Source organism: Streptococcus sp. SG2 (assembly GCF_030439925.1).
Taxonomy (GTDB): Bacteria; Bacillota; Bacilli; order Lactobacillales; family Streptococcaceae; genus Streptococcus; species Streptococcus gordonii.
This window is the reverse complement of record NZ_JAQFJD010000002.1, coordinates 345930-366801: the sequence shown is the minus strand read 5'-3', so window position 1 is coordinate 366801 and position 20872 is coordinate 345930. Positions and strand designations below refer to the sequence as shown.

Genomic DNA, 20872 nt, shown 5'->3' with positions numbered 1-20872 from the left:
TCCAATCATGCTATCCGTGATACTCACCGTTATATTGGATAAGTGTCACGTCTGAAACCTGTTCAATATTCCGAATGCGTTCTACAAATGTGAAATCGTCTTTTTTACAGAGGACTTCAACTGCCATTTCAACAGCATCTCCACGAAGGGTCTTAGATTTCACAAAGTACTTGATCTTACCAAAAGATTGGATGATGCGGTCTCCTGTTTCGTCTCCTTGGTAATGAATAATGAGAATGAAGACCCTACCTTGGTGCTGCATCCGACTAAAAATGAGTAGCATTGCAAAAATAACAACAGCTGTCACAATGGCTAAGATATACATACCTGCTCCAACTGTGATTCCTGTGGTGATGGCCCAGAACAAATAAAGCAGATCCATGGGGTCTTTCACAGCCGTCCGATAACGCACAATGGAAAGGGCACCGACCATCCCCAAAGAAATAACAACGTTGGTACTAATTGCCAAAGTCACCATGGCTGTTAGGATAGACATCCCAATCAAGGTCATAGCAAAACTTCTTGAATAGACAACTCCAGTGAAAAACCGCTGATAAACAAAGTAAATAAAAGCTCCTAATGCGATTGCTAATAAAAGAGTGGCAAGAATTTTCACAGCATTTTGGGAAGTAAAATTCTCTGATTTTAATATTGATTTTTTAATCATATCTTGAACACTCATTCTTTTCTCCTATCTCTCCTAATAATCTGTGTCAAACCAGTACTCAAAATCATGCAAATATCTTGTCTTTTCATAGCAAAGAACGTATTTTGATACCGCGATAAACTCTGAAGCCCCGGGGGGAATAATATCTTTGATAATCTGCGGTTGCATCTCTGTATATTTCACCTCAAAAACCAACTTGCCTTCCGGAAGAACTGGAATAGTCGGTAAGTTCGGGTCAAATATATCATAGCTACCAACAGCTGCTCGAACATTTGAATCAAAGGTCAAGCGTACTGTCCCTGCATCGTAAACCCACGGTTCCCGCTCGTAGTCAACAATTACACGGGGACGCATAACATTTGTCACACATTCAAAATAAAATTCCCGACAAAGAGGATGGGGACTATGGAGTAGAAATCCATAGTCACCTTCAATAATTTTTTCCACCTCTTCTCGTGTTAAAGGTGCTGCTTCCTTATAGATATAATTTTCAAACTTTTTCTTTCTTTCCAACTTGATGCTACGATCGCTAAAATTATAAATTCTAATTCGATATTTCTTTCGCATCAAAATCCCTGCAGCCTTTTCCTCGTAACTACTATTCCAGTAATCGTCAAAATAAAGACTGCGAATGGTGTACCCTCCGTTTTGAGCATGTCTATCCAAATTTAGAATAGACTCAAACCGTTGGGTCAGTAAGGCTTTTTCTTTTAAACCGATGAGATATTTCGCTTCATGGCGAAACTGCTCCTTTTTATCTGTTTTCATAAGTGTCAACCTTGATTCCCCCATCTTCCATTACATAGAAGCCTGAGACACCAAATTGTTTGGCAGTGTCTGTCCGATAGTAGTCAAAGGCCGCTTGTGAATTGCCTGTTTCATTTGTAGCAAAAACTCGAATAAAGTATTGACCTTTAGGTAAACGGTCTGTCTTAATACTGAGTTCCTTGATCCCCTTCTTATCTAGTATTTTTTCTTTGAAGCTTGGATCCTTGGCAAGTTCTACGTGATAGGTAATCTCTTGATTATTAAAATCATAAGATGGTAGCCATCTTAAGACTAGTTTCTTTCCTTCTACTTTAGGTTGGTCAATGTAGAATGGCTGAGGCGATTGCAAACTCTTCTTATAGTCATGATAATTTTCCTCTACTTCTTTTGGTAGAGCATCTAAGACCTGATTATACTGGTCCTCATTAAAATACAAATGACCCAAATCTGGCATACGAGACAGATATGGTTTTACTATTTTAGCATAATTTTTACTCAAATCGCCAATATTTTCTGGTTTCAGCTGATTTTTATATAATTCATCAACTGTTCTTTCCAAACCAGTTCTGAATCTTTCTGATTTGAGCAAGCGTTGGAATAAGTGATTTCCCCAGTAGTTGCTGACTCCGTATTGCCAACTATTTTCTCCCAATGCACCTTGCTTACGGATTGCATACTCACTTTTGTGTAGGGAATCATCCAAGTCCCAAGGTAAGATATACCAACGTGTCCCATTCTTTGGACTGTAGAGGAACATATTCCGGTTTTGACTGTCAATATTGCCCATCAAAATCTGAAAGGCCATCCAGTACTGGACATTTTGCGCATCAAAATATTTTTCTAGGAACTCATCACTTGAGACTGACTCATCGTTTAGTTTATCCAACATGTCAATCAGCTTGGTATGGTCCTTGTCTCCTTTAACCTCTAAACGAGACTCGAATTTTTTCTTATCAAATTGAGGATCATCTTCTTTTCGAATAGCATCCGGCTCTCTATAGAATTCGAAATTATTAATCTTATAGAGATGACCACTTTGGTCAAGACCATGAGCTTCAAGAGCCGTCTTGTTTAACTGTTCAACTTGAGTGTAGATTCCGTAATCTTCAAACCCCTTCGATTCTTCTCCTGTCTCATCTTTGACATAGAGATGGATAAATTGGGTACGTAGTCCTACAATTTGCGGAATTCCTTCTATTAGCTTAAAAGCTAGCTTATTACGGAAACGTAGATAGTCATAGGGATGCTTATTTAGGTTAATGGTCCGTTGACCTTCCCATCTTCCCTTGCTCCTTTTTATCTCAACCTTATAATTCTTTTGACTGGCTCTACTAGAGCTTTGCCCACGGATCTGAACCGTAGCATTGGGAACTTCTTCTCCAAAACCGAACTGCCCTGACTCAGGTCCTTTTTCATTGCCCACTTGAAGGAGACCTTCGACTTGATAGCGTTTCACACCCATTTTTTCATAATCATAAGCTGAATACTGGTTGACTTCACTCCAAGAATGATTGGTGTTTTCGACTGTATTCCCCCGTCTAACAGTCAAATACATGGTAATGACATCCGGATCCCCTTGGTTATACAAGGTTTCTTTGTCATAAAGATGCAAGTCATTAATATTTTGCACCTTTTCCTTCTTCACCTTTTGGGTCACTTTGTCTTTTCCAGTATTTCCTGTGTTATCAAAAACTGCTAAAAGAATAAAGGCGAGGGACATCAATCCAAAGACTAGTAGAAATTTACCCCACTTATTATTCATCATTTCTCCTCGCTTCCAACGTATTATACAGCTTAGTAAAGAATCCTACTTCTTCACGTGAAACGACATCCTGACTTCCTAAAACACGGTAAGGAAGGTCTTTGGTATATTCAGTCAAACGAGCACTTGTTGTTAAATAAAGTATTAGTGAAGCTAATAAAAAGCCATAACCGATAAAAGATGTATCCATAAACTGAGTCAGAATACTAAAGATAACTGAAATTCCAGCAAACCACTTGGCGCAATCTTTACCCCCTTCATAGTCTACGAAATAAAGAAGTAAGAGTAAGTTAACATTTCCTACAGCATAAAGTCCGTAGCCCAAACAAAGGGTCTGAAAATAGCCTTTCATCTGACTATTAAAGCCTAGGGGTAGAACCCCCAACAAAACTATCCCCACAAACATCGCTAGCAAGGTTGCTAAGAGTTGCTTCCAAGATAAATATTTTAATTCATTTCGGAGAGTCCGAAGCATATCCACTTCCGTCTGGTTGATTTTATCAACACTTCCGACCCCATCGTACAGCTGGTAATATTTCCTAAATTTCGGATAAAATACAACTTCTACCGAAACCACAAAGCTCACTGTTGACACCAAGGTTACGAGATAGGCCAACATAGCTGACACATCATAGACAGGAGCTGTACGAAAAAGTCCTCCAATCCCCTTACTCAATGGCCCGAACCAGTTAATCACAATATGGGCAAAGAGCCCGATAAAAAGATAGATTCCAACCTTAAAAAGATTGAAATATTCATCAAACCAAATCAGAAACTCGAAATTGGCCTCATAGCTTTTCGGAAAATATCGATACATTATGCGAATCATTTGAATCAGGATATATGCATAAGCAATACAGGTACTCAGAAGTAAACCATAAGGGATTGACAAGGATAAAGCGAGAAAGCCTGCTCCAAGCGTAATCAGGATCGCCGTTGCAAATGTTTTTAAGATACTGCGATAGTCTTTAACCGCTGTTAGATAATTGACAGCATGCCAAATCAAGCATAATTCACTAAACAGTAGCAAGTTTAAAACAATCTCCAGCAAGGGAATGCCTGATAAGAATAAGAACAAGCCATAGGACACAAAGCCAAGTCCCAACATCATGGCACCAGAAGAAAAGTACGAAGGCAGAACTTTTTCAAACTTTTCTTCATAGAGCATATCTGAGACATAGCGAGTCACAACCATAGAAAAAATATTGGTGATGGCTAAGGAAGCTAGGATTGAGTAGGAAATCAACCCCAACAGATGGTCGCGTTCACTGTTGCCAAAACGACCAAAAACACTGAGATAGACAACTGCAAGAATCAGTAAAATCCCAAGAATCATCGGTCCAACATAAATAATACCTGCATAGCCATATGCTTTTTGCTTGGCAAGGAAGCTTCCCTTATTATATACCTTTCTTAGTTCAAATCCCAATCCTGCCATTACTTCACATACTCCTTATACATTTGTCTATATTGGTCAATCATTTGGTCATATTGGTAATATAGCTCGGCTCGTTTTTTAGCAGTTTTCCCCATCACCAGCCTTTCTTCTTCCACAGAAGCCATCCGTAGCATAGCATCAGCTAGGCCGCTTAGGTCAGTAGGGGGTACACAATACCCTGCTGGTCCCAAATTATCGTCTTCTCTTCCCTCCAGCAATTCTCTGCAGCAACCAACGTCTGTCGTTACACACGCTTTTCCAGCTGCCATTGCTTCTAGAACAGAAAGGGGCTGTCCCTCAGAAATACTGGTTAAAATCATAAAATCCATTCTTTTGAGGTATTCTTTGATGTCAACCCGGCCGGTAAAAATCAGGTTATCTAACTTCAATTTTCGAACTAGATCATAGCATTCATTGGCATAGGCTTTATCATCTACACCTCCCATAACATAGAGACGCACATTTGGCATTTGAGCAGATACTTCGTAAAAGGCATAAATCATGGTTTTAATATCCTTGATTGGAGCCATTCGGACCGCTGCACCAATGTTGATAAAGCCATCCCTCTCATGAGGAATTGTTGAAAAAGCTTCGTAGTCAATTCCATTTGAAATGACTCGACACTTTTCTGGATCACAACCCATATCTATCTGAATTTCTCTGGCCTTTGAAAACAGGCTGGTAATACAGTCTGCTTTTGAATAGACAGCATCTGAAAGAGTATAGAAAAAATCAATCCATTGTTTTCGCATGGAGGGCAAAATCCAATCTGCTCGGATGATTTCTTCCTCACGCTCCCGAGTATAAATCCCATGTTCAGTCAGAAGAAGAGGTTTCTTTGTCCGAACGCTCGCTAGTGTGGCCAAGATACCACCGTATCCTGTCGAAATTGCATGATAAGCATCTGCAATCGGAATATCACTAGATAAAAGGGTCAAAAGTGGAAAAAGCATGGAGCGGATGGTATGAAACACATCCGACATCGGCTGCATGGCGTATCTTTCCGTACACAATTGCTGGATCATTTGGAAAAATTCTTCGCTAGCTAAGAAGCTATCCCGCTGGATTTTTCCGTCTTGAAGCAAGTTAAAAATCAAAGACCAATCCGGTTTTGCGCAAAAAACTAATTGTTTTAGTGCTTCGTATTCTGCATCGGTTAATTCTTCAGAAACCTTATTTCCCGCTTCTGAACAGGCTAGACTATCCAGGAAAACCTCTCGAACTTCTACTACATTGGGTGGAAATTCGTAGACGAATTGCCCTTTCTTTTCCTCGTTTGCTCCTATCACCCATACGATAAACTCGTGTTCCTTCATCTCGGTGATATACTGGTGCATCCAAGTAGATACACCTCCATGAACATAGGGATAAGAACCTTCTAAAACCAAACAAATTCTCATTTTTCTTTTCTCTTCTATGTTTATTTGACCTCAATAGATACTTTCGCTGATGTTGCCTCCAGCAGATAGAGATTACCTGTTAAATGTTCGAGTTTGCCACCCTTGACTTTTCCAGGCTCGCCCTCGTTTAATCGAATCATTACATAAGCTTGATTATGGAAGTTTCCAAGTTCTAGCTCTAGGCCTGTATCTGTTCGATTCTGATTAATGGTTAAGATGGCATAGCGTTGGACTGCTCCAGCCATTTCAGAACCCGTCAGGCGTCGAATATTTGGAACAACTTTATATAGGCTCTCAATTTCATTTTGGAAATCTTTATAGAGTTTGGACCAGCCTAGTTTCGCACCTCGATCTTCATCCATGACATCGTCAGGATGAAGGAAATGAGTAGTGACATAGTGCATGTTTAACTCAGAAAATACGGTCAACTTTGAATAGGCATCCCATGAAGCACCCGAAACAATCCGAGGTTGTTCAATCATACCATCATCTGACACTTCAAATTCCTGGGAATAGGTGAATTTGCCTGGGAAATAGTTACTAGCAATACTCTTGATTTCTGGGAATTTTTCTCGTAGAACTTCCCTTCCTTCTTTAGATAGAACGTTTGAAGGCGGGATATAAATCGACTTTTCTCCCTTTGGAAAGAGTTCTTTTGTAAAGCGAAGCAGTTCACTGATTGCAGAAGCCATAGCTTTCTTATCTTTCCAAGTTTTATAGGTTGGGAATTCATCGCCATAGTCAACTCCCTTAGGCGTTAAAGGCTGGTGATTATAACCATGGTAGCTGATCTCGCCTCCATTAGCCAAAAGTGATTTACCAAAATATTTAAATCGGTCTACGTCTTTTTGGCTATGAACATTTCCTGACGTGTCATCCTCATAATTTTCGATAACCCCACCTGTATACTTAATTCCATAAGTTTCAGCCAGCTTCAGCAAATCTGGCCACCAGATATTGGTATAAAAGTCCGAGATGCTCATATTATAGTCACGTTTAATATAAGTCGCATCTCCTGCAGGGACTGGAGATGGGAAGTCATCTAGGTAAAAAGTTGTCCCATTAATAACTGGATAAGCTGTTGCGGACGTCATCAAGCTATAGGAAGCTGCATAGAGGCCACGTACTGCTCTTTCATAAATGCCAAAATTATCAACTACAAACTTTCCTTGACCATGTTTCTTTTCCCAGACCAAAGGAGTTTTTGCCTCATCATCTGTCCAGGCGTGAACTTTGGCATCGGATGATAGTGTAACTGACCAAGCAGAATGGAAAGCGCCGTCGATGGCATAGCTTTTCCCACCACCAATCATAAAGTCTTTATCAATATAAATTTTCTTAACATAGGCATTTTCAAAACTAGAACTTGAAACGCCTAATTTTTGTTCGATTTCTGTTAATTTGCTGTCCTTGGAGAGGGTTACAGCAAAGAGAACATTTCCTCCTTGCTCAACCCAATCCACCATTTCAAGCGCCTTGTCTCCCAAGCCTTCCAAATCGCTCAGAAGCACAACGACTTTTTTATAATCAGAAAAACTAGGAATCGTCTCTTTTGAAATATCAACCAAGCGGTACCCCATTCTCATATCTTTGAGAATCTGAGTAAATTGCTCTTTTGCCCTTCGACTTGTATCATTGTTTTCATCATAAAGAACCAGATTATCCTGAGCTAAGCTGTTAAATACAGCATTAGACGAAGGAGCATTTTTTAGATAAATGTTTTTTTCAGGATTAACTGTATATTGTTCGCCACTCTTTTGAATCCACAAAACTGCAGATAACAAAAGAAAGATTACAATTACAATAATGGATTCTTTTGAATATAAGATTTTTCTTTTTTTCTTTGTCATCTTAAAAACCTACGATTGCCAGAAAGCTAGGCGTTCTCGATTCGCTTTAGAAATATAAATAGAACCATTTTTGATAGCTTCTACCAATTCTTCTAACCTTTCTCTCCCTGTCTCGTTTCAAAATAATATCTGAGATAGAGCATATAAATCTCTTCTTGTTGAGGCCATTTTTGAGAAATAGTATTCAAGTATTTTTCAACACTTTCATATCGCTTCAACAAGAGTTCATTCTCTATCAATTTCACATAATCAGAAAGTTGCTCTTTTTGTTGAAGTTTCTTTTCTAAGAGATGGGAATAATCTTTCCGCAAGACCTCTTCCATCCGCTTAGTCACCAGATTCTTTTGCAGGTATGCTGCTAAAACTGCACAGTATTCTGCTAGAGTCCGGTAGTCCGACGGATTTTCCTGATGCTTTTTATCCAGTGTCTGTAGACGGATATCATATTGTCGAGATATTTCCGCAATCAAGGTCGTTGCATAATGCACAACCTCCGTATCCTCATCTTGACGAGCCAGGAACAATAAGTCAATGAACTTAGCAGGAGCCCGACTGACTATCTCCATCAACATCCACCGTGAAACTTCTTTGTCTTGTAAGACAAGAGCTTCTTCTAGAGGGATAATTTCTTCAACGTGATCATAGGCACTTTCAACCCTACTCATTTTCTGAGTGTCATCTACGTCAAACCATTCTTCGAAATCGCCTTGAACCAGCGAAAGGTCAGATTCATCCTTTCGAATAGAACGATTCAAGCCCCAAAGTAAGATATAACCTAAAAAGGGTAGAGCAATAGGAAAGACTATGTAAAAGAAAGGCAGCTGCATCCGTTTTGTTTTTAATAAGATAAACGAATGCAGGCATAAAGCTAGGTCTAAAAAGACACAAAAACTAGTAATCATCCATTCCATTTTAGTTTCCTTGCCTCATTTCGCCGGGACTGCTATGCGCTGTCAGACCAGAATCTTTATTCATGCTAGAGAAGACTTGATAGTAACCGGCCTTGTCAACCATAGACGCTGTCAGTTCACTTACCATCTGTAGGAAATGAAGTTTTGAAAAAGTCAATTGATCATAAGAAACTTCGTCGACCCATATCAAATAATGAAGTCCAGAAGCACTCTTCATTTCTACTGCAAAAACAGGATAGTCTGGAAGCATTTTTTTGTTAATCCAAACCGCTTCTTTTTCCAAACCTTCTTTCAACTGAGGATAGAGCTCTATCTTAAAGCTAGAAAAAGGAGACAAAGGATAAAAATGAACTTCATCAGTTGAAAATTCTTCTCCAATGATTTTTTCAGCTTCAGCAATCACTTCTTCAACTGTTTTCTTATTTAAACGTTTGTGAACAGCATATAGTTGACTGTTGCCATTGCTACTGCTCACTACTTTTTGAACTAGTGCATCTCGATCATGAGCCGCGTCTTCATATGAAAGAGTCAAAAAGTCATTTTGCTCATTCAACAACTGGTTTTCTTTTTCCAGCAATTCCTTCTCATCTTGGTATTTCATCTGGATAATACCACAAATCAGAGCCACGAAGATATAGGCGGCAAATGGGAGCCATCTATCAGTGTTATATACAATTGATTGCCACTTATTACCTGCTGCTATGCTTGTTACAAATAAGCCTAAAACAGACAGAACACCAGCAAATACGCCATATACTGTCCCAAAAATAGTACTAATTAAGGTTACAAACAAGAGGCGCACATCAATCATTCCCAGCTGATTAAATCTTGCGACGACAAAGCTGAGGACTTCTGACAAGAGAAAGGCCAGTAAAATCTCTGCTGTTTTTTGGAAATCATTATGGCCCCGCAGTCTATAGATATTTTTCTTCAAACCGCGGAATTCAAGCCGTCTTAAAGGCTTACTTTCAGAAGCAAATTGGCAATAAAGATCTGACAAATCATCCAAAATAGAATAATGGATAAACCAACCATACCGACCACGCAGATTATTCTTGTCCATTGTTTGGTAGAGAGGCGATAGCTTATTGGATGATTGGAAGCCAATCGTACTGTGTGAAAGCTCTAAGTTTTGTAGCTTGGTCGCCAACTGCTGGAAGGTATCCTGAAACGGACTAGGAATTGTTAAAACTTCAATCTCATCTGTCCAACTATTAAACACCTTATAAACAAGTTCTGCTAGGTCTTCTGAATTAATAAAGTTTGCTACTTCATCAGGCTGCTCATCGAAACGAATTGGCTGATTGCGGCGGATGTTAGACATTAAACCGTAGAAGTAGTCCTCTGGCTGTGTTGCAGAATAAACATAAGGACTTCTAATAATCTTAAGAGAGCCACTGTAGGTATGAGCCCAATGCAAGCAAAGATTTTCTGCTGCTCTTTCTAAATCCTGAGGCAGATTGATGATTTCTGGTCCGGTCAGATAGATAATCTTAGACCAGGTCAATTTAGAAGTGTTTTTTAAGAAATCCTGTAGTCTTTCCAATTCCCCAATCTGTTGATTTTTATAGGTCAAGAAATTTGAAAGATACAAAATCTGATCGAAGCGATAATTTTTTAGGATTTCAGCAATCCCTATTGCCTCTGTCTTCTTAAAAACTGTTACTCTCTTTAAGCCAGTTAAGTTGGTCTCTCCAAAAATATAGACGTCGCTATTGGGGAAAGCCTCCTCAATGAACTCTTTAGTTATGTAACCTGTGTTTCCGAATAGTAAAGTCTTCACATTTCTCTCCTTTTTTTATATCCTTTGTTCTCCTTAAGAACAAAATCTAGGTCGAAAATACTTTCATATATCGTATTATTTCACACTCAGTTTAAAATCATATAATTTTTTGGTAAAAATATCAAGTATATCACCCCATAATTTACATAAAATATAGAAAGAACAATGACTTTATAAATTTAAGAATCAGATCAAACATTTGCTATATACAAAAAAACATCTTCGAGGATTATAATGCAACATAAAAAAACATTAGAAGGGCTCAAAGATTCACCCTCATTATACCACAAAAGGCGATCAATGAACACTATTCACCTGTCTCAAATCCAGACTTAATCTTACAAAAAATTCTCATCTTCAAATAATTGGAAACTTCCCACTATTTTGCAAAAATTTTGCAAAAATCAAAAGCACCCTCGAAGTCGGATCTTTCTTTCCAACATCGAAGGTGCTACTATAAAATCTGACTCTTTATAACTCTACCTGAAATCTCTCCAAAGATTTCATCTCTTCTTCCGTTAAACGGCGCCATTCTCCGAGGGCAAGCTCAGGATCCAATTGCAGGGGTCCCATCGAGAGGCGCTGAAGATCCGTAACTTCTTTTCCACAGGCAGCCACCATGCGCTTGACTTGGTGGAACTTACCTTCAGCTAGGGTAATTTCTACGAGAGAGGTCTCTTTTTCTTCATCCAGCTCTACAATCTTGAGTTGAGCCGGTTGACAGGTAAAGTCTTTCAACTCTATCCCTCTAGCAAACCTCTCCACATCTGATTGATTCATCAAGCCAACTACTTGAGCTCGATAGATTTTCTCTACGTGTTTTTTGGGTGATAGCATGGCATGAGCTAGCTTACCGTTATTGGTCAGAAGGAGCAGGCCATGGGTATCAATATCCAAGCGCCCGACAGGGAAGACTTCTTTCTGACGGGCAGTCTCATCCAACAAATCCAGAACAGTTTTATGTCGTTCGTCCTCTGTTGCTGAGATATATCCCTTGGGTTTGTTAAGAAGATAGTAAACAAACTTTTCATAGGTCAACTTTTGACCAGAAACAACAATCTCATTCGCCGTCTCGTTAATCTGAGTCTTGGGAGATTTTTCCGCTCTGCCATTGACCAAAACTAAACCTTTTTTCAAGAGTTCCTTCACTTGGCTTCGTGAACCAAGACCATTTTCTACCAAAAATTTATCTAGGCGCATATTATTCCTTTGTGATATTGTAACTTAGCATTGCTATGATCATCATGACACCCCCTAGGACGGAGAAAATGAAAAGCGGAGCTTGAGATAGATGACCAATCAAGGAAAGGATAAATGTCGTCACAGAGGCACCACCACTGCAACCTAAAACAGTAATTGAAACAGCCTGATTGATTAAGTGAGGAGGAATCTTCTCTGACACTGTATGAAAAATGGTCGTCAGAGTTATACTGTAGGTAAAGCCTGCAAAAAGGGCACTAAAAGCTAACAGCCATATATTGCTGGAAAGACCAATCAGAATCAAGCTCAAGCCAAAACAAATTCCAATAATCGTCAGTAAACGGTCCTTAAAAATTCCGACCATAGGAGCAAAGCTAACACCAGCCACAATTCCAATTAACTGCATACCACTCAAAATCAAGCTGGCCGTTTGTGCTGTCCCAATTTGATGGTACAACACTAGACTGGGTACGCGCAAGTTGATGGCTGTATTGCTGAGTACAATTACCCCAGCCACCAAAGCTGATAATAAGGTGAAGCGGAACTGGCCTGCTGTCATCTTTTCTTTTTTGGCCTGCTTATGTTGATGAACTTCCCCTTTTTCATAGGGAACAAAGAGGAGAAAAAGGCCCAGAACCAAAAAGCAGAAGGTATAAACAAGGAAGGTTGCTGTCCAGCCAAAGCGCAAAAGTTGGCCGACTGCCAGAGTCAGAAGGGCTGTCCCCACTACTTCTGCTGATCCTCTGTAGCCTAAGAGCTGTATGCGCTCATGACCTTGGTAACGCTCGCTAATAATTGAAATAGCCTTAGCATTGATCAAGCCTGTCCCCAAGCCAAAAATTAAACGGGAAAGAAAGACTAAGTTATAGGATGGATTCAGAATGGGAACAAAGGCGCAGGCAGACATAATCAGTAAACCTGTCACAATCATGATCCTCTCAGATAAGAAACGTTCAATCAGACCATTCAACAAGAGCATGACCATAATCCCTATAGAGGGCAGGGACACCAAAAGCTCAACCTTATCAGCTGGGTAGTCCTTATAAAAATCAAACATGGCCGGCAAGGCACTGGAGATTGAAAAAGAGGTTGTCAGTACCAAAGATAGACTCAGGATACTGATTTTTTCCATTGTTCTTTTCATTTTCTTTCCCTTCAATAACACACTATTAGTATCATACAGTTTTTTGCACAAAGACGCAATCTGTTTATTTAGAAAAATTCATCATCAAGTCGTCTTCTTTATTTCTAGTCTGTTTTGTGATATAGTATCTTATAGAAAGAACGAGGAAAGAGAAGATGTCTGTTATTGAAAAACTTATTAAACCAGCTCATTTGATTGATATGAGGGATATTATCCGCGAAGGAAATCCAACCCTACGTGCTGTTGCTGAGGAAGTTTCTTTTCCCTTAGCGGACGAAGATATTCTTTTGGGCGAAAAAATGATGCAGTTCTTACACAACTCACAAGATCCAGTCATGGCTGAAAAACTTGGATTGCGTGGCGGTGTGGGACTAGCTGCTCCACAGCTTGATATTTCCCGCCGGATCATAGCTGTTCTCTTACCTAACCCTGAGGATGAAAACGGCAATCCACCCCAAGATGCTTATGCTTTAAAAGAAGTCATGTACAACCCTAAAATCGTGGCCCATTCTGTACAAGATGCGGCTTTGGCTGATGGAGAGGGTTGCCTATCAGTCGACCGCGACGTCCCTGGCTATGTAGTCCGACATGCGCGGGTCACTGTAGATTACTTCGATAAAGATGGTGAGAAGCATCGGGTAAAACTCAAGGGCTACAAGGCTATCGTTGTCCAACATGAAATTGACCATATCAACGGTATCATGTTCTACGATCGGATTAACGAGACAGATCCATTTGCTATTAAAGAAGGCATGTTAATTTTGGAATAATGGATCAAAAGTACAAAATTTCTGACTTCTGTCTCTTAACGAGGTGAGACCAGACTAACTGTTTAAACAAGTAGTCTGGCCTCCCTCTTTTTTCTTGCCTCTCGACCATTTTTCCTTAAACAAATATTAAGCCAAACTTAAAGAAAACTGATATCAGTTAGCTTTAAGGGCTGCTCTTTATACTGTTCTGTATCTTATCTATCAAACATCTAAGAAAGAGGTACAGCTTATGGATTATCTCGTTATTCCAGCTTATGAGCCAGATTACAATCTCATTCGCTTAATAAAAAAAGTTCGTGAAAAGAGTGACTTTGAAGTAATCGTAATCAATGACGGCAGTTCTGCCTCATGTAATCGTGTCTTTGAACAAGCAGCAACGTATGCTACGGTCCTGCATCATTCTCTTAACCAAGGCAAGGGACAAGCTCTGAAAACAGCTTTTCGCTATATTCAGTCTCAAGGTCACTACGGTGTCATTGTCACAGCAGATGCAGATGGGCAGCATAAGCTCTGGGACATCCTGCGTGTTGCCAATGCCGCCCATGAGCAACCTCAAAAATTAATCTTAGGGGCACGCTCATTTACCGGAAAGGTCCCTCTACGAAGTCGATTTGGAAATAGTCTGACCCGTCTGTTATTTAAGCAACAAACTGGCGTTGCTGTTTCGGATACTCAGACTGGCCTTCGTGCTTTCACTAGCAATAAGCTTCCTTTTATGCTTTCCATTGAAGGTCAACGCTATGAATACGAAATGAATATGCTTCTGCAAGCCTGCAAGGCTTATCCAATCGTGGAAGTTCCGATCGAGACCGTCTACATCAATGATAATAAAACTTCCCATTTTAGACCCATTCAAGATGGCTTAATGATTTACAAAGATATGTTTAAGTTTGCTCTATCCTCACTAAGTAGCTTCATTGTGGACTATCTAGTCTACGCTGTCGCCCTACTCTTTCTGGTAGCTGTGCCGACAACTCTGCGTATTCTACTTGCCAATGGGATTGCCCGCGTTACCAGCTCTATTTTTAATTACTCCGCCAATAAAAAGCTCGTCTTTAAAAATGAGGATAGCATTGCAAAAACAGGAAGTGGCTATTTTGGCCTGGCTCTAGGTTTGTTTATATTAGACACCCTTCTAATCAGACTCTTCTACGCTGTCTTTGGAGTCAACCTTCTACTCGTTAAGATTTTGGTCGGCATTCTGCTATTTTCTCTCTCTTGGCTTATCCAAAAGAAGTTTATTTTTAAAGAAAGGACCCACACCGTATCATGAAATTATTTAAAAAATCTTATGTTTATGCTAGTCTTTTTGGCTTATTGTTGACTGCATCCTTCAGCTACTCTATGCTCAAAACCTTTGTCTTATCAGAGTCCATCACAACTGTTAAAGCCAATACTACAAGTAGTAGCGCCAGTACAACGGCAACCAATGTTAGCACGTCTGATACTAGCTATAGTGATGACAATATCTCCATTACACTGACGGAAAAAACAGTCAGCAATACTCAGGTTTATATTGCTGATATAACGGTCAGCTCTGCTGAATATCTGAAAACTGCTTTGGCTCAAAATACTTATGGAACCAATGTCACTGCCAAAACCTCAATCACTGCTGCCAACAACAATGCTATTTTAGCTGTCAACGGTGACTACTACGGAGCTAACTCTACTGGCTATGTAATCCGAAACGGAGTTGTCTACCGTGATACTGTCCGAGAAGACTCCAGCAATGGTGATTTGGCGATTTACAAGGACGGCTCATTTAAGATCATTTATGAGGACGAAACATCTGCAGAACAGCTGGTGAAAGACGGAGTTGTTAACCTCCTAGCCTTTGGTCCATCCTTGGTAGAAAACGGTGAGATTGTTGTTGACACTAATTCTGAAGTTGGTCAATCCATGTCTTCTAACCCACGTACAGCCATCGGTATTATCGACGAAAACCACTATATTATTATCGTGTCAGATGGCCGGACCTCAGAAAGTCAGGGACTATCCCTCTATGAGTTAGCTGAAGTTATGAAATCTTATGGCGTCAAGACTGCTTATAACCTTGACGGTGGCGGATCTTCTACACTCTACTTTAACGGTCAAGTAATCAATAAACCAACGACCAATGGAAATATTTCAGAAAGGGCGGTGAGCGACATTGTCTACATCGGTTACTAATCCAAGCAAAAAACGTTTCAAGAAGACAGCTCTTGTCTATACTCTCTTAAGTATTTTCTTCTTTGCCTTTAGCCGTATCTATGAATCTTTCAGCTTTGGCGAAACATCTACCTATATGCACTATCTCTATGCAGTTCCTTTAGTTGGAGGCATCCTCTTATTAATCCTATTCAAGATTATTCCCAACCTCTCAAGGCTCAGCCTCAACCTCTGGAACTCAGCAGTTGCTACTCTCACGGCGGGTGTCCTTTTCCGAGGCATTGTTAATCTATCTGGACGTTCCACGAAGCTGGATCAGCCCTATATCTATACTAGCATCGCCTTTCTTGTATTAGCTGTACTCTCAATATTATTTACTAGAAGCGTCTGGACAGAAGAAAATAATCTTATTGATTAAATATATAACAAAAACAACCGGAGTCTAAAATGACTCCGGTTGTTTCTTATGTAGGTAAGCTAACTTAAAATATTTTTAATTCTCCTATAGATTATTCGCTTTCTTCACGCTTTTTGTGAATGACCATTCCGGCCAATGCTAGCGAAGTTATTCCAAAGAGACTGAGTGCTAGAGAAGTTTGGTCCTCTTGTCCTGTCTTCGGAAGGACACCAGATTCTTCTTGCTTACTAGAAGCTGTTTTATAGTTAATCGTTAGTGGCATAGCTGTTGCAACTTTTTCACTAGCTTTATTTGTTTCAAAAGTAGGACGACTATCCGGATTTGTAGGAGCTGGGGCTCCTGGTTTCCTATCTGGTTTTACAATTATTCCACTATCTTGATCTGGATCAGGCGTCGGAATCACCATCTCCTTCAGATAGGATAAAACATAACGATTAATCTTATTTGTGACTTCATAGATAAAGTCATTTTCAGTTGCACGATATCCTGCTGGAAGCTCAACATGAATACGATAGTTTCCATTCATCAGCATGCTTTCAAAACTCAGAAGATCATAAATACTATGAGCAAGTGTACGGATAACCCCTTTCTCATCAATAGTCTTCACAACAGTTCCTTCTGGCACTGGCTTGTCAAACCCTATTGTCAACTTATTCTCAGATAAGTAGCGCGAAGCAAAGGTGACTTTTGGATGAGGATCCTCAGGAGAAACTGTCACTTTTTTCACTAGATCAGTTCCCCAATCATAATGGTAATCAGAAAGGGTAATCTTGACTGTATAAGTGCCGAATGGAAGCTCTGGGAAGCTGCCACCATTATAGGACGAATTAAACTCACCAGTTACAGCACGCCCCTGATCATCAAAGACTTGGTAACGCACAATTGATGGATAATAATTAATTACCTCTCCACTACTGTCTGTAAAGACAAGCTCCAAGGTCCCCTTGTCAGGAGTCTCTTTGTTTTCTGGACTTGATGTTGGCTCTTCAGCGACCGACGCTGCCTGAGCTGTTAGGTCTTCGCTAGTCTCTACTTTATTTCCTTGCAAGTCTAGTTCAGCTGTATTGTATACCTTATCCCAAACTGAATAACGAATCGTTGAAAGATCCACTCCCTCAGGAATGACATAACTTCCATCTTCTTCTGGAGTCAAGGCGTGCGTTTCTCCATCTTTAGTGTATGACAGATAGGTACCTGCGACTCCACTTCCTGTTTCGATAATCTTTCCAGGACGGAAAACTCTTGTCTTAGGATCATAGTGGGCGCTACCCGTCTCGATGCTTGGAGCTGTATTATCAATTTTAACTTTGAAATTCAACTCCTGCTTCTTAGCACCTGAGGCTGATGGACGGTAGGAAATGACAAATTGATATTCTCCATCTGGAAGCCGATTCCCATCATTATCCAAACCTTCCCAAGAAATTTCATAGAATTCTTCACTTCTGTTTCCGCTTCGGTAGCTCCAGTCCGTTTTTCTATGAACTTCATTTCCGATCTCATAAATGGGTTGTTTTCTCTCTGTGTCTTCTTTCTTGTAAACTGACAGATGAACATTTTCGACATTGCGGAGCATAACAGCTTTTACCTTCACACTATCAAAACTAGAATCGTTATTTGGTGAAAAGTAGAGTTGATCCCCATCAAACTTTTCGCCATCCTGTCCCAGTGTTTTAGCTACAGATTCGCCGTTTTCGTACACATAGCTGATCAAGGATGTAAAATGATTATCTGGATGTCGCTCTTCCACATCAGGAATCTTGCCATCTGGATAGTCTGTTTTGTCCTTATAGTAATAGAAAGGTTTATCAGAGCCAGTATATTCATAAATCGGTTTTTCAATTCCTCGTAGATTTTGGTATTCCCCTCGGAAACCTACATAAGGAAGACTGACCAAATGCTGGTTGCTCTTAGCATCTTTAACAAGGAAAAATCCTTCTAGGAAATAACCATTTGGCATTTGTTTGCTCAGCTCGGATTGATATTTGCTGGCATCAACTGAGACACGAATAGTCCGTTGACCATGAGCTGGAACAGTGACGGTTTCTTTACCAGTCAAGGTCTCTAAAAGACGCGGGTGGAGCGTAAATTTCCCATCTTCAACTTGGTCCGTCTGAAGAGTTGTTTCGTAGGTGACCGTCTTTTCCTGATCAGATAAATTATGAACTGTCACATCAAACTCGAAAGTGTCCTTGACATTTCCCAAGGTCAAGCTACTCTTTTCGCCTTTTGCAGTGACATATAAATCACCTAGAGCAGCCGCTGTCACATCCATGACTCCAGCCCCCTGTTGACGGACAGAAGAATAAGCCTTTGTTTCTTCATCCACATGGGGAACTGCTGTACTCATCGTCATTTGCTTGACGAGGATTTGGAGTTGTTCAGGTGTCAGATGAGGGAAGCGCTCTTTCAAAGACTGCTTGACCAAAGCTGTTGCCCCTGCAGCATGAGGAGATGCCATACTTGTCCCTCTGTCCATATAGTATTCACCGTTATTAACAGATGAATAAATCATTCCACCTGGCAAGGTCACATCTGGCTTCAAGTCACCATCAACTGATAAGCCCCAGGATGAAAAGTCTGACATCTGTTTAGCTGCTTCATACGGTACACGCTTAAACTTGTTGGCAATGTTCAGTTGATAATCACTGGCGTGTTGGGATAAAAGTTCTCCTGCTCGGTGGCCGATTACACCAACAGGGAAACGCTCCCCTAAACCTTCTAAATCAAATGGAGTAGGCCTTTCTCCTTGCTCTTTTGTCTGATAGAAGACCACTCCAGTCGCTCCAGCTGCTTTCAGCTGTTTGACTTTTTCAACGTCTGAGACCTGACCGCCTCTTTCAGTCAAAACCAAACGGCCATTAATCTGATCTCCTTGATAGTTTTCCAGCCCACCATTTTCCACATGGATATAACTTTGTGGAATGGTCGTCCGGAAACCATCTCGTTCAACAAAAGAATGCATTGGAATTTTACCATCAGGAAATTCTGTAGAACCGACTAGCTCCTTAACGGTTAAGCTTGCTTCCGTTGAAACGTGTTTAGTCAAGCTATTGATTGAAGCAACAGAAATGACATTTGGATTGACTGACGGTGTCCCTGTCATCCCGTAATCAGGTGTTGTAGCAAGTGGCTTACTATGCCAAAAACCATTGGTTGCCATATTGGTAGAAGCAACAGTAATGGTCACTCCCGCCTTGCGAGCTTCATCGAAGGCTTGACGGGTGATTTCACCAACATCATAGATGGAGCCTGAGGCAGTTCCTAAACTCATATTAATAGTATCAGCCCCAAGCTTCACAGCGTCTTCCACAGCCTTGGTATAAATAAAGTTTTGGACTTGTCCACCTTTCGTATCTGAAAAGACGCGCAAAAACATGAGCTGAGCTTCTGGAGCTACCCCGCGGAAAATTTCCCCGTTTGGAGATGGTTGAGAAGCATTTCCTACGGCAGTCCCAGCCACATGGGCACCATGTGAAATCGGATCTTCTTCTTTTACATTATCATCCATATCACTATAGTTATGAACATAGACGACTTTGTTGTTGTACCACTTACCATAGGTAATACCAGCCTTTTTCTTGGCTGCTTCGATATCAGCTTCACTTTTGAATTTTGCCTTGCTGATGTCCGTTAAACGAAAAGCATCGTGGGCAGGATCAACTCCTGAATCAATCACAGCTACAACCTGCCCCTGACCTTTAATCCCTTTATCCCAGAGCGGTTGTAAATTGATTAAACTGTTTTCTTCGCTAACTTTGGCAGGACTTGAGGTTGGGGAAGCGACAGCTGGTTGCTCCTCTTCCACTCTAGTCCGTCGAAGAGGAGCGTAGTCCACAGCATCGACACGCGCCAAACCTCGAATTTTCTTCGCATCTCCGTAAGTCGTTTCTAAAGCAAGTCCACTAAACAAAAGATTAATATCATAGAGTTTCTTAAAGCGAATGGACTGTCTTTCTAATTCTTTTAAAAATTCCTCGTGTTCCCGATTTGTCTTCTCAATTCGTCTAGCCTTGTCCGTAGCTGATGTAAGAGGGGCTTCGCCAGGTGTTTTTTCTTCCTTTAGGCGAACAAGAGCTTCTACAGGAGTCGCTTCATCCAGTTCATTTTTTGGAGCTTCAGCTACTTCTTTGTGGGATTTTTCTTCTATATTTTCCTGAGCTACTTTCTTTGAGGTATCAAGAACAGGCTGCTTATAATCATTTTCACTTCTCTTCTCAGGTTCAGGAGTGATATTACTTCCTGCCTCTTTTTCAGTGCTTACCTTATCGGGCTCATTGCCACTTTCTTTTACAGGCTCATTACCCTTATCAGATGGCTGAACACCTTCTGTCTGACCCGAGTCAAGAGTAGAAGAAAGAGACGGTTCTTCCGGTTTTCTTACTTCTTCCTCTTTGACAGGATGATTTTCTTCCGTCGTCTGTGCAGTATCCACTGCAGACGCTGTAATGGCTTGATCTTCAGAGGTTACTGTATCAGCCGCAACCATTGGTCCAACAAGAGCCAGTCCAATCAATACAGATGCTACCCCTATAGCATACTTTCGAATTGAAAAACGTTGTTTTCGGTGAAACTCCATACAAAACTCCTTTATTTTTAAGCTGGAAGCAAGAAAC

Annotated in this window: 15 protein-coding genes; 4 read left to right on the top strand and 11 right to left on the bottom strand. The window is 40.5% G+C overall.

Annotation, left to right across the window (positions count from 1 at the left end; all coding sequences use genetic code 11):
• Positions 1–10 precede the first annotated feature (10 nt).
• From PCY09_RS05590 to PCY09_RS05545, 10 genes are all read right to left on the bottom strand, one after another.
• Positions 11–682, bottom strand: a complete 672-nt coding sequence (locus PCY09_RS05590; RefSeq protein ID WP_045505526.1) for a DUF4956 domain-containing protein — start codon at positions 680–682, stop codon at positions 11–13.
• A gap of 18 nt (positions 683–700) precedes the next feature.
• Positions 701–1435 carry a polyphosphate polymerase domain-containing protein gene (locus PCY09_RS05585; protein WP_020992807.1) on the bottom strand — a complete coding sequence of 245 codons (735 nt, stop codon included), beginning with the start codon at positions 1433–1435 and terminating at the stop codon, positions 701–703.
• Positions 1422–3197: a CotH kinase family protein gene (locus PCY09_RS05580; protein WP_045634357.1), complete on the bottom strand. Its 1776-nt coding sequence runs from the start codon at positions 3195–3197 to the stop codon at positions 1422–1424. The genes PCY09_RS05585 and PCY09_RS05580 overlap by 14 nt, the downstream gene beginning before the upstream one ends.
• Positions 3190–4635 carry an exopolysaccharide Pel transporter PelG gene (pelG, locus tag PCY09_RS05575; RefSeq protein WP_125396846.1) on the bottom strand — a complete coding sequence of 482 codons (1446 nt, stop codon included), beginning with the start codon at positions 4633–4635 and terminating at the stop codon, positions 3190–3192. Before pelG ends, PCY09_RS05580 begins: the two co-directional genes overlap by 8 nt.
• Positions 4635–6035 (bottom strand): GT4 family glycosyltransferase PelF, encoded by a 1401-nt coding sequence (gene pelF, locus PCY09_RS05570; RefSeq protein ID WP_125369297.1) that lies wholly within the window; start codon positions 6033–6035, stop codon positions 4635–4637. Before pelF ends, pelG begins: the two co-directional genes overlap by 1 nt.
• A gap of 20 nt (positions 6036–6055) precedes the next feature.
• Positions 6056–7885 carry a DUF2194 domain-containing protein gene (locus tag PCY09_RS05565; protein WP_125413797.1) on the bottom strand — a complete coding sequence of 610 codons (1830 nt, stop codon included), beginning with the start codon at positions 7883–7885 and terminating at the stop codon, positions 6056–6058.
• Positions 7886–7977: 92 nt separating this feature from the next.
• Positions 7978–8796, bottom strand: a complete 819-nt coding sequence (locus PCY09_RS05560; protein WP_301556698.1) for a hypothetical protein — start codon at positions 8794–8796, stop codon at positions 7978–7980.
• A 1-nt stretch (position 8797) separates the two neighbouring features.
• Positions 8798–10579 (bottom strand): hypothetical protein, encoded by a 1782-nt coding sequence (locus tag PCY09_RS05555; RefSeq protein WP_061593481.1) that lies wholly within the window; start codon positions 10577–10579, stop codon positions 8798–8800.
• Positions 10580–11050: 471 nt separating this feature from the next.
• Entirely contained in the window at positions 11051–11779 is a 729-nt protein-coding gene (locus PCY09_RS05550; RefSeq protein WP_125396844.1) for a pseudouridine synthase, read from the bottom strand.
• A 1-nt stretch (position 11780) separates the two neighbouring features.
• Positions 11781–12923, bottom strand: coding sequence for an MFS transporter (locus PCY09_RS05545; protein ID WP_125396843.1), 1143 nt, complete (start codon positions 12921–12923; stop codon positions 11781–11783).
• Positions 12924–13078: 155 nt separating this feature from the next.
• Between PCY09_RS05545 and def the strand changes: the two genes are divergently transcribed.
• From def to PCY09_RS05525, 4 genes are all read left to right on the top strand, one after another.
• Complete coding sequence (gene def, locus PCY09_RS05540) at positions 13079–13693, top strand: peptide deformylase (RefSeq protein ID WP_046164993.1); 615 nt, start codon at positions 13079–13081, stop codon at positions 13691–13693.
• Positions 13694–13922: 229 nt separating this feature from the next.
• Positions 13923–14966 carry a bifunctional glycosyltransferase family 2/GtrA family protein gene (locus PCY09_RS05535; RefSeq protein ID WP_125396842.1) on the top strand — a complete coding sequence of 348 codons (1044 nt, stop codon included), beginning with the start codon at positions 13923–13925 and terminating at the stop codon, positions 14964–14966.
• On the top strand, positions 14963–15862 hold the full coding sequence (locus PCY09_RS05530; protein WP_045634366.1) for a phosphodiester glycosidase family protein: 900 nt from the start codon (positions 14963–14965) through the stop codon (positions 15860–15862). Before PCY09_RS05535 ends, PCY09_RS05530 begins: the two co-directional genes overlap by 4 nt.
• Complete coding sequence (locus PCY09_RS05525; protein ID WP_045634367.1) at positions 15843–16259, top strand: hypothetical protein; 417 nt, start codon at positions 15843–15845, stop codon at positions 16257–16259. Before PCY09_RS05530 ends, PCY09_RS05525 begins: the two co-directional genes overlap by 20 nt.
• 91 nt (positions 16260–16350) lie before the next feature.
• Here the strand turns inward: PCY09_RS05525 and PCY09_RS05520 are convergent, their stop codons facing one another.
• Positions 16351–20835: an SGO_0316/SGO_0317 family LPXTG-anchored serine peptidase gene (locus PCY09_RS05520; protein ID WP_125396841.1), complete on the bottom strand. Its 4485-nt coding sequence runs from the start codon at positions 20833–20835 to the stop codon at positions 16351–16353.
• Positions 20836–20872 lie beyond the last annotated feature (37 nt).

Excerpts from the sequence above, each read along its gene's own strand:
- PCY09_RS05590 (WP_045505526.1), bottom strand. The coding sequence starts at position 682 with ATGAGTGTTCAAGATATGATTAAAAAATCAATATTAAAATCAGAGAAT.
- PCY09_RS05585 (WP_020992807.1), bottom strand. The coding sequence starts at position 1,435 with ATGAAAACAGATAAAAAGGAGCAGTTTCGCCATGAAGCGAAATATCTC.
- PCY09_RS05580 (WP_045634357.1), bottom strand. The coding sequence starts at position 3,197 with ATGAATAATAAGTGGGGTAAATTTCTACTAGTCTTTGGATTGATGTCC.
- pelG (WP_125396846.1), bottom strand. The coding sequence starts at position 4,635 with ATGGCAGGATTGGGATTTGAACTAAGAAAGGTATATAATAAGGGAAGC.
- pelF (WP_125369297.1), bottom strand. The coding sequence starts at position 6,035 with ATGAGAATTTGTTTGGTTTTAGAAGGTTCTTATCCCTATGTTCATGGA.
- PCY09_RS05565 (WP_125413797.1), bottom strand. The coding sequence starts at position 7,885 with ATGACAAAGAAAAAAAGAAAAATCTTATATTCAAAAGAATCCATTATT.
- PCY09_RS05560 (WP_301556698.1), bottom strand. The coding sequence starts at position 8,796 with ATGGAATGGATGATTACTAGTTTTTGTGTCTTTTTAGACCTAGCTTTA.
- PCY09_RS05550 (WP_125396844.1), bottom strand. The coding sequence starts at position 11,779 with ATGCGCCTAGATAAATTTTTGGTAGAAAATGGTCTTGGTTCACGAAGC.
- PCY09_RS05545 (WP_125396843.1), bottom strand. The coding sequence starts at position 12,923 with ATGAAAAGAACAATGGAAAAAATCAGTATCCTGAGTCTATCTTTGGTA.
- def (WP_046164993.1), top strand. The coding sequence starts at position 13,079 with ATGTCTGTTATTGAAAAACTTATTAAACCAGCTCATTTGATTGATATG.
- PCY09_RS05535 (WP_125396842.1), top strand. The coding sequence starts at position 13,923 with ATGGATTATCTCGTTATTCCAGCTTATGAGCCAGATTACAATCTCATT.
- PCY09_RS05530 (WP_045634366.1), top strand. The coding sequence starts at position 14,963 with ATGAAATTATTTAAAAAATCTTATGTTTATGCTAGTCTTTTTGGCTTA.
- PCY09_RS05520 (WP_125396841.1), bottom strand. The coding sequence starts at position 20,835 with ATGGAGTTTCACCGAAAACAACGTTTTTCAATTCGAAAGTATGCTATA.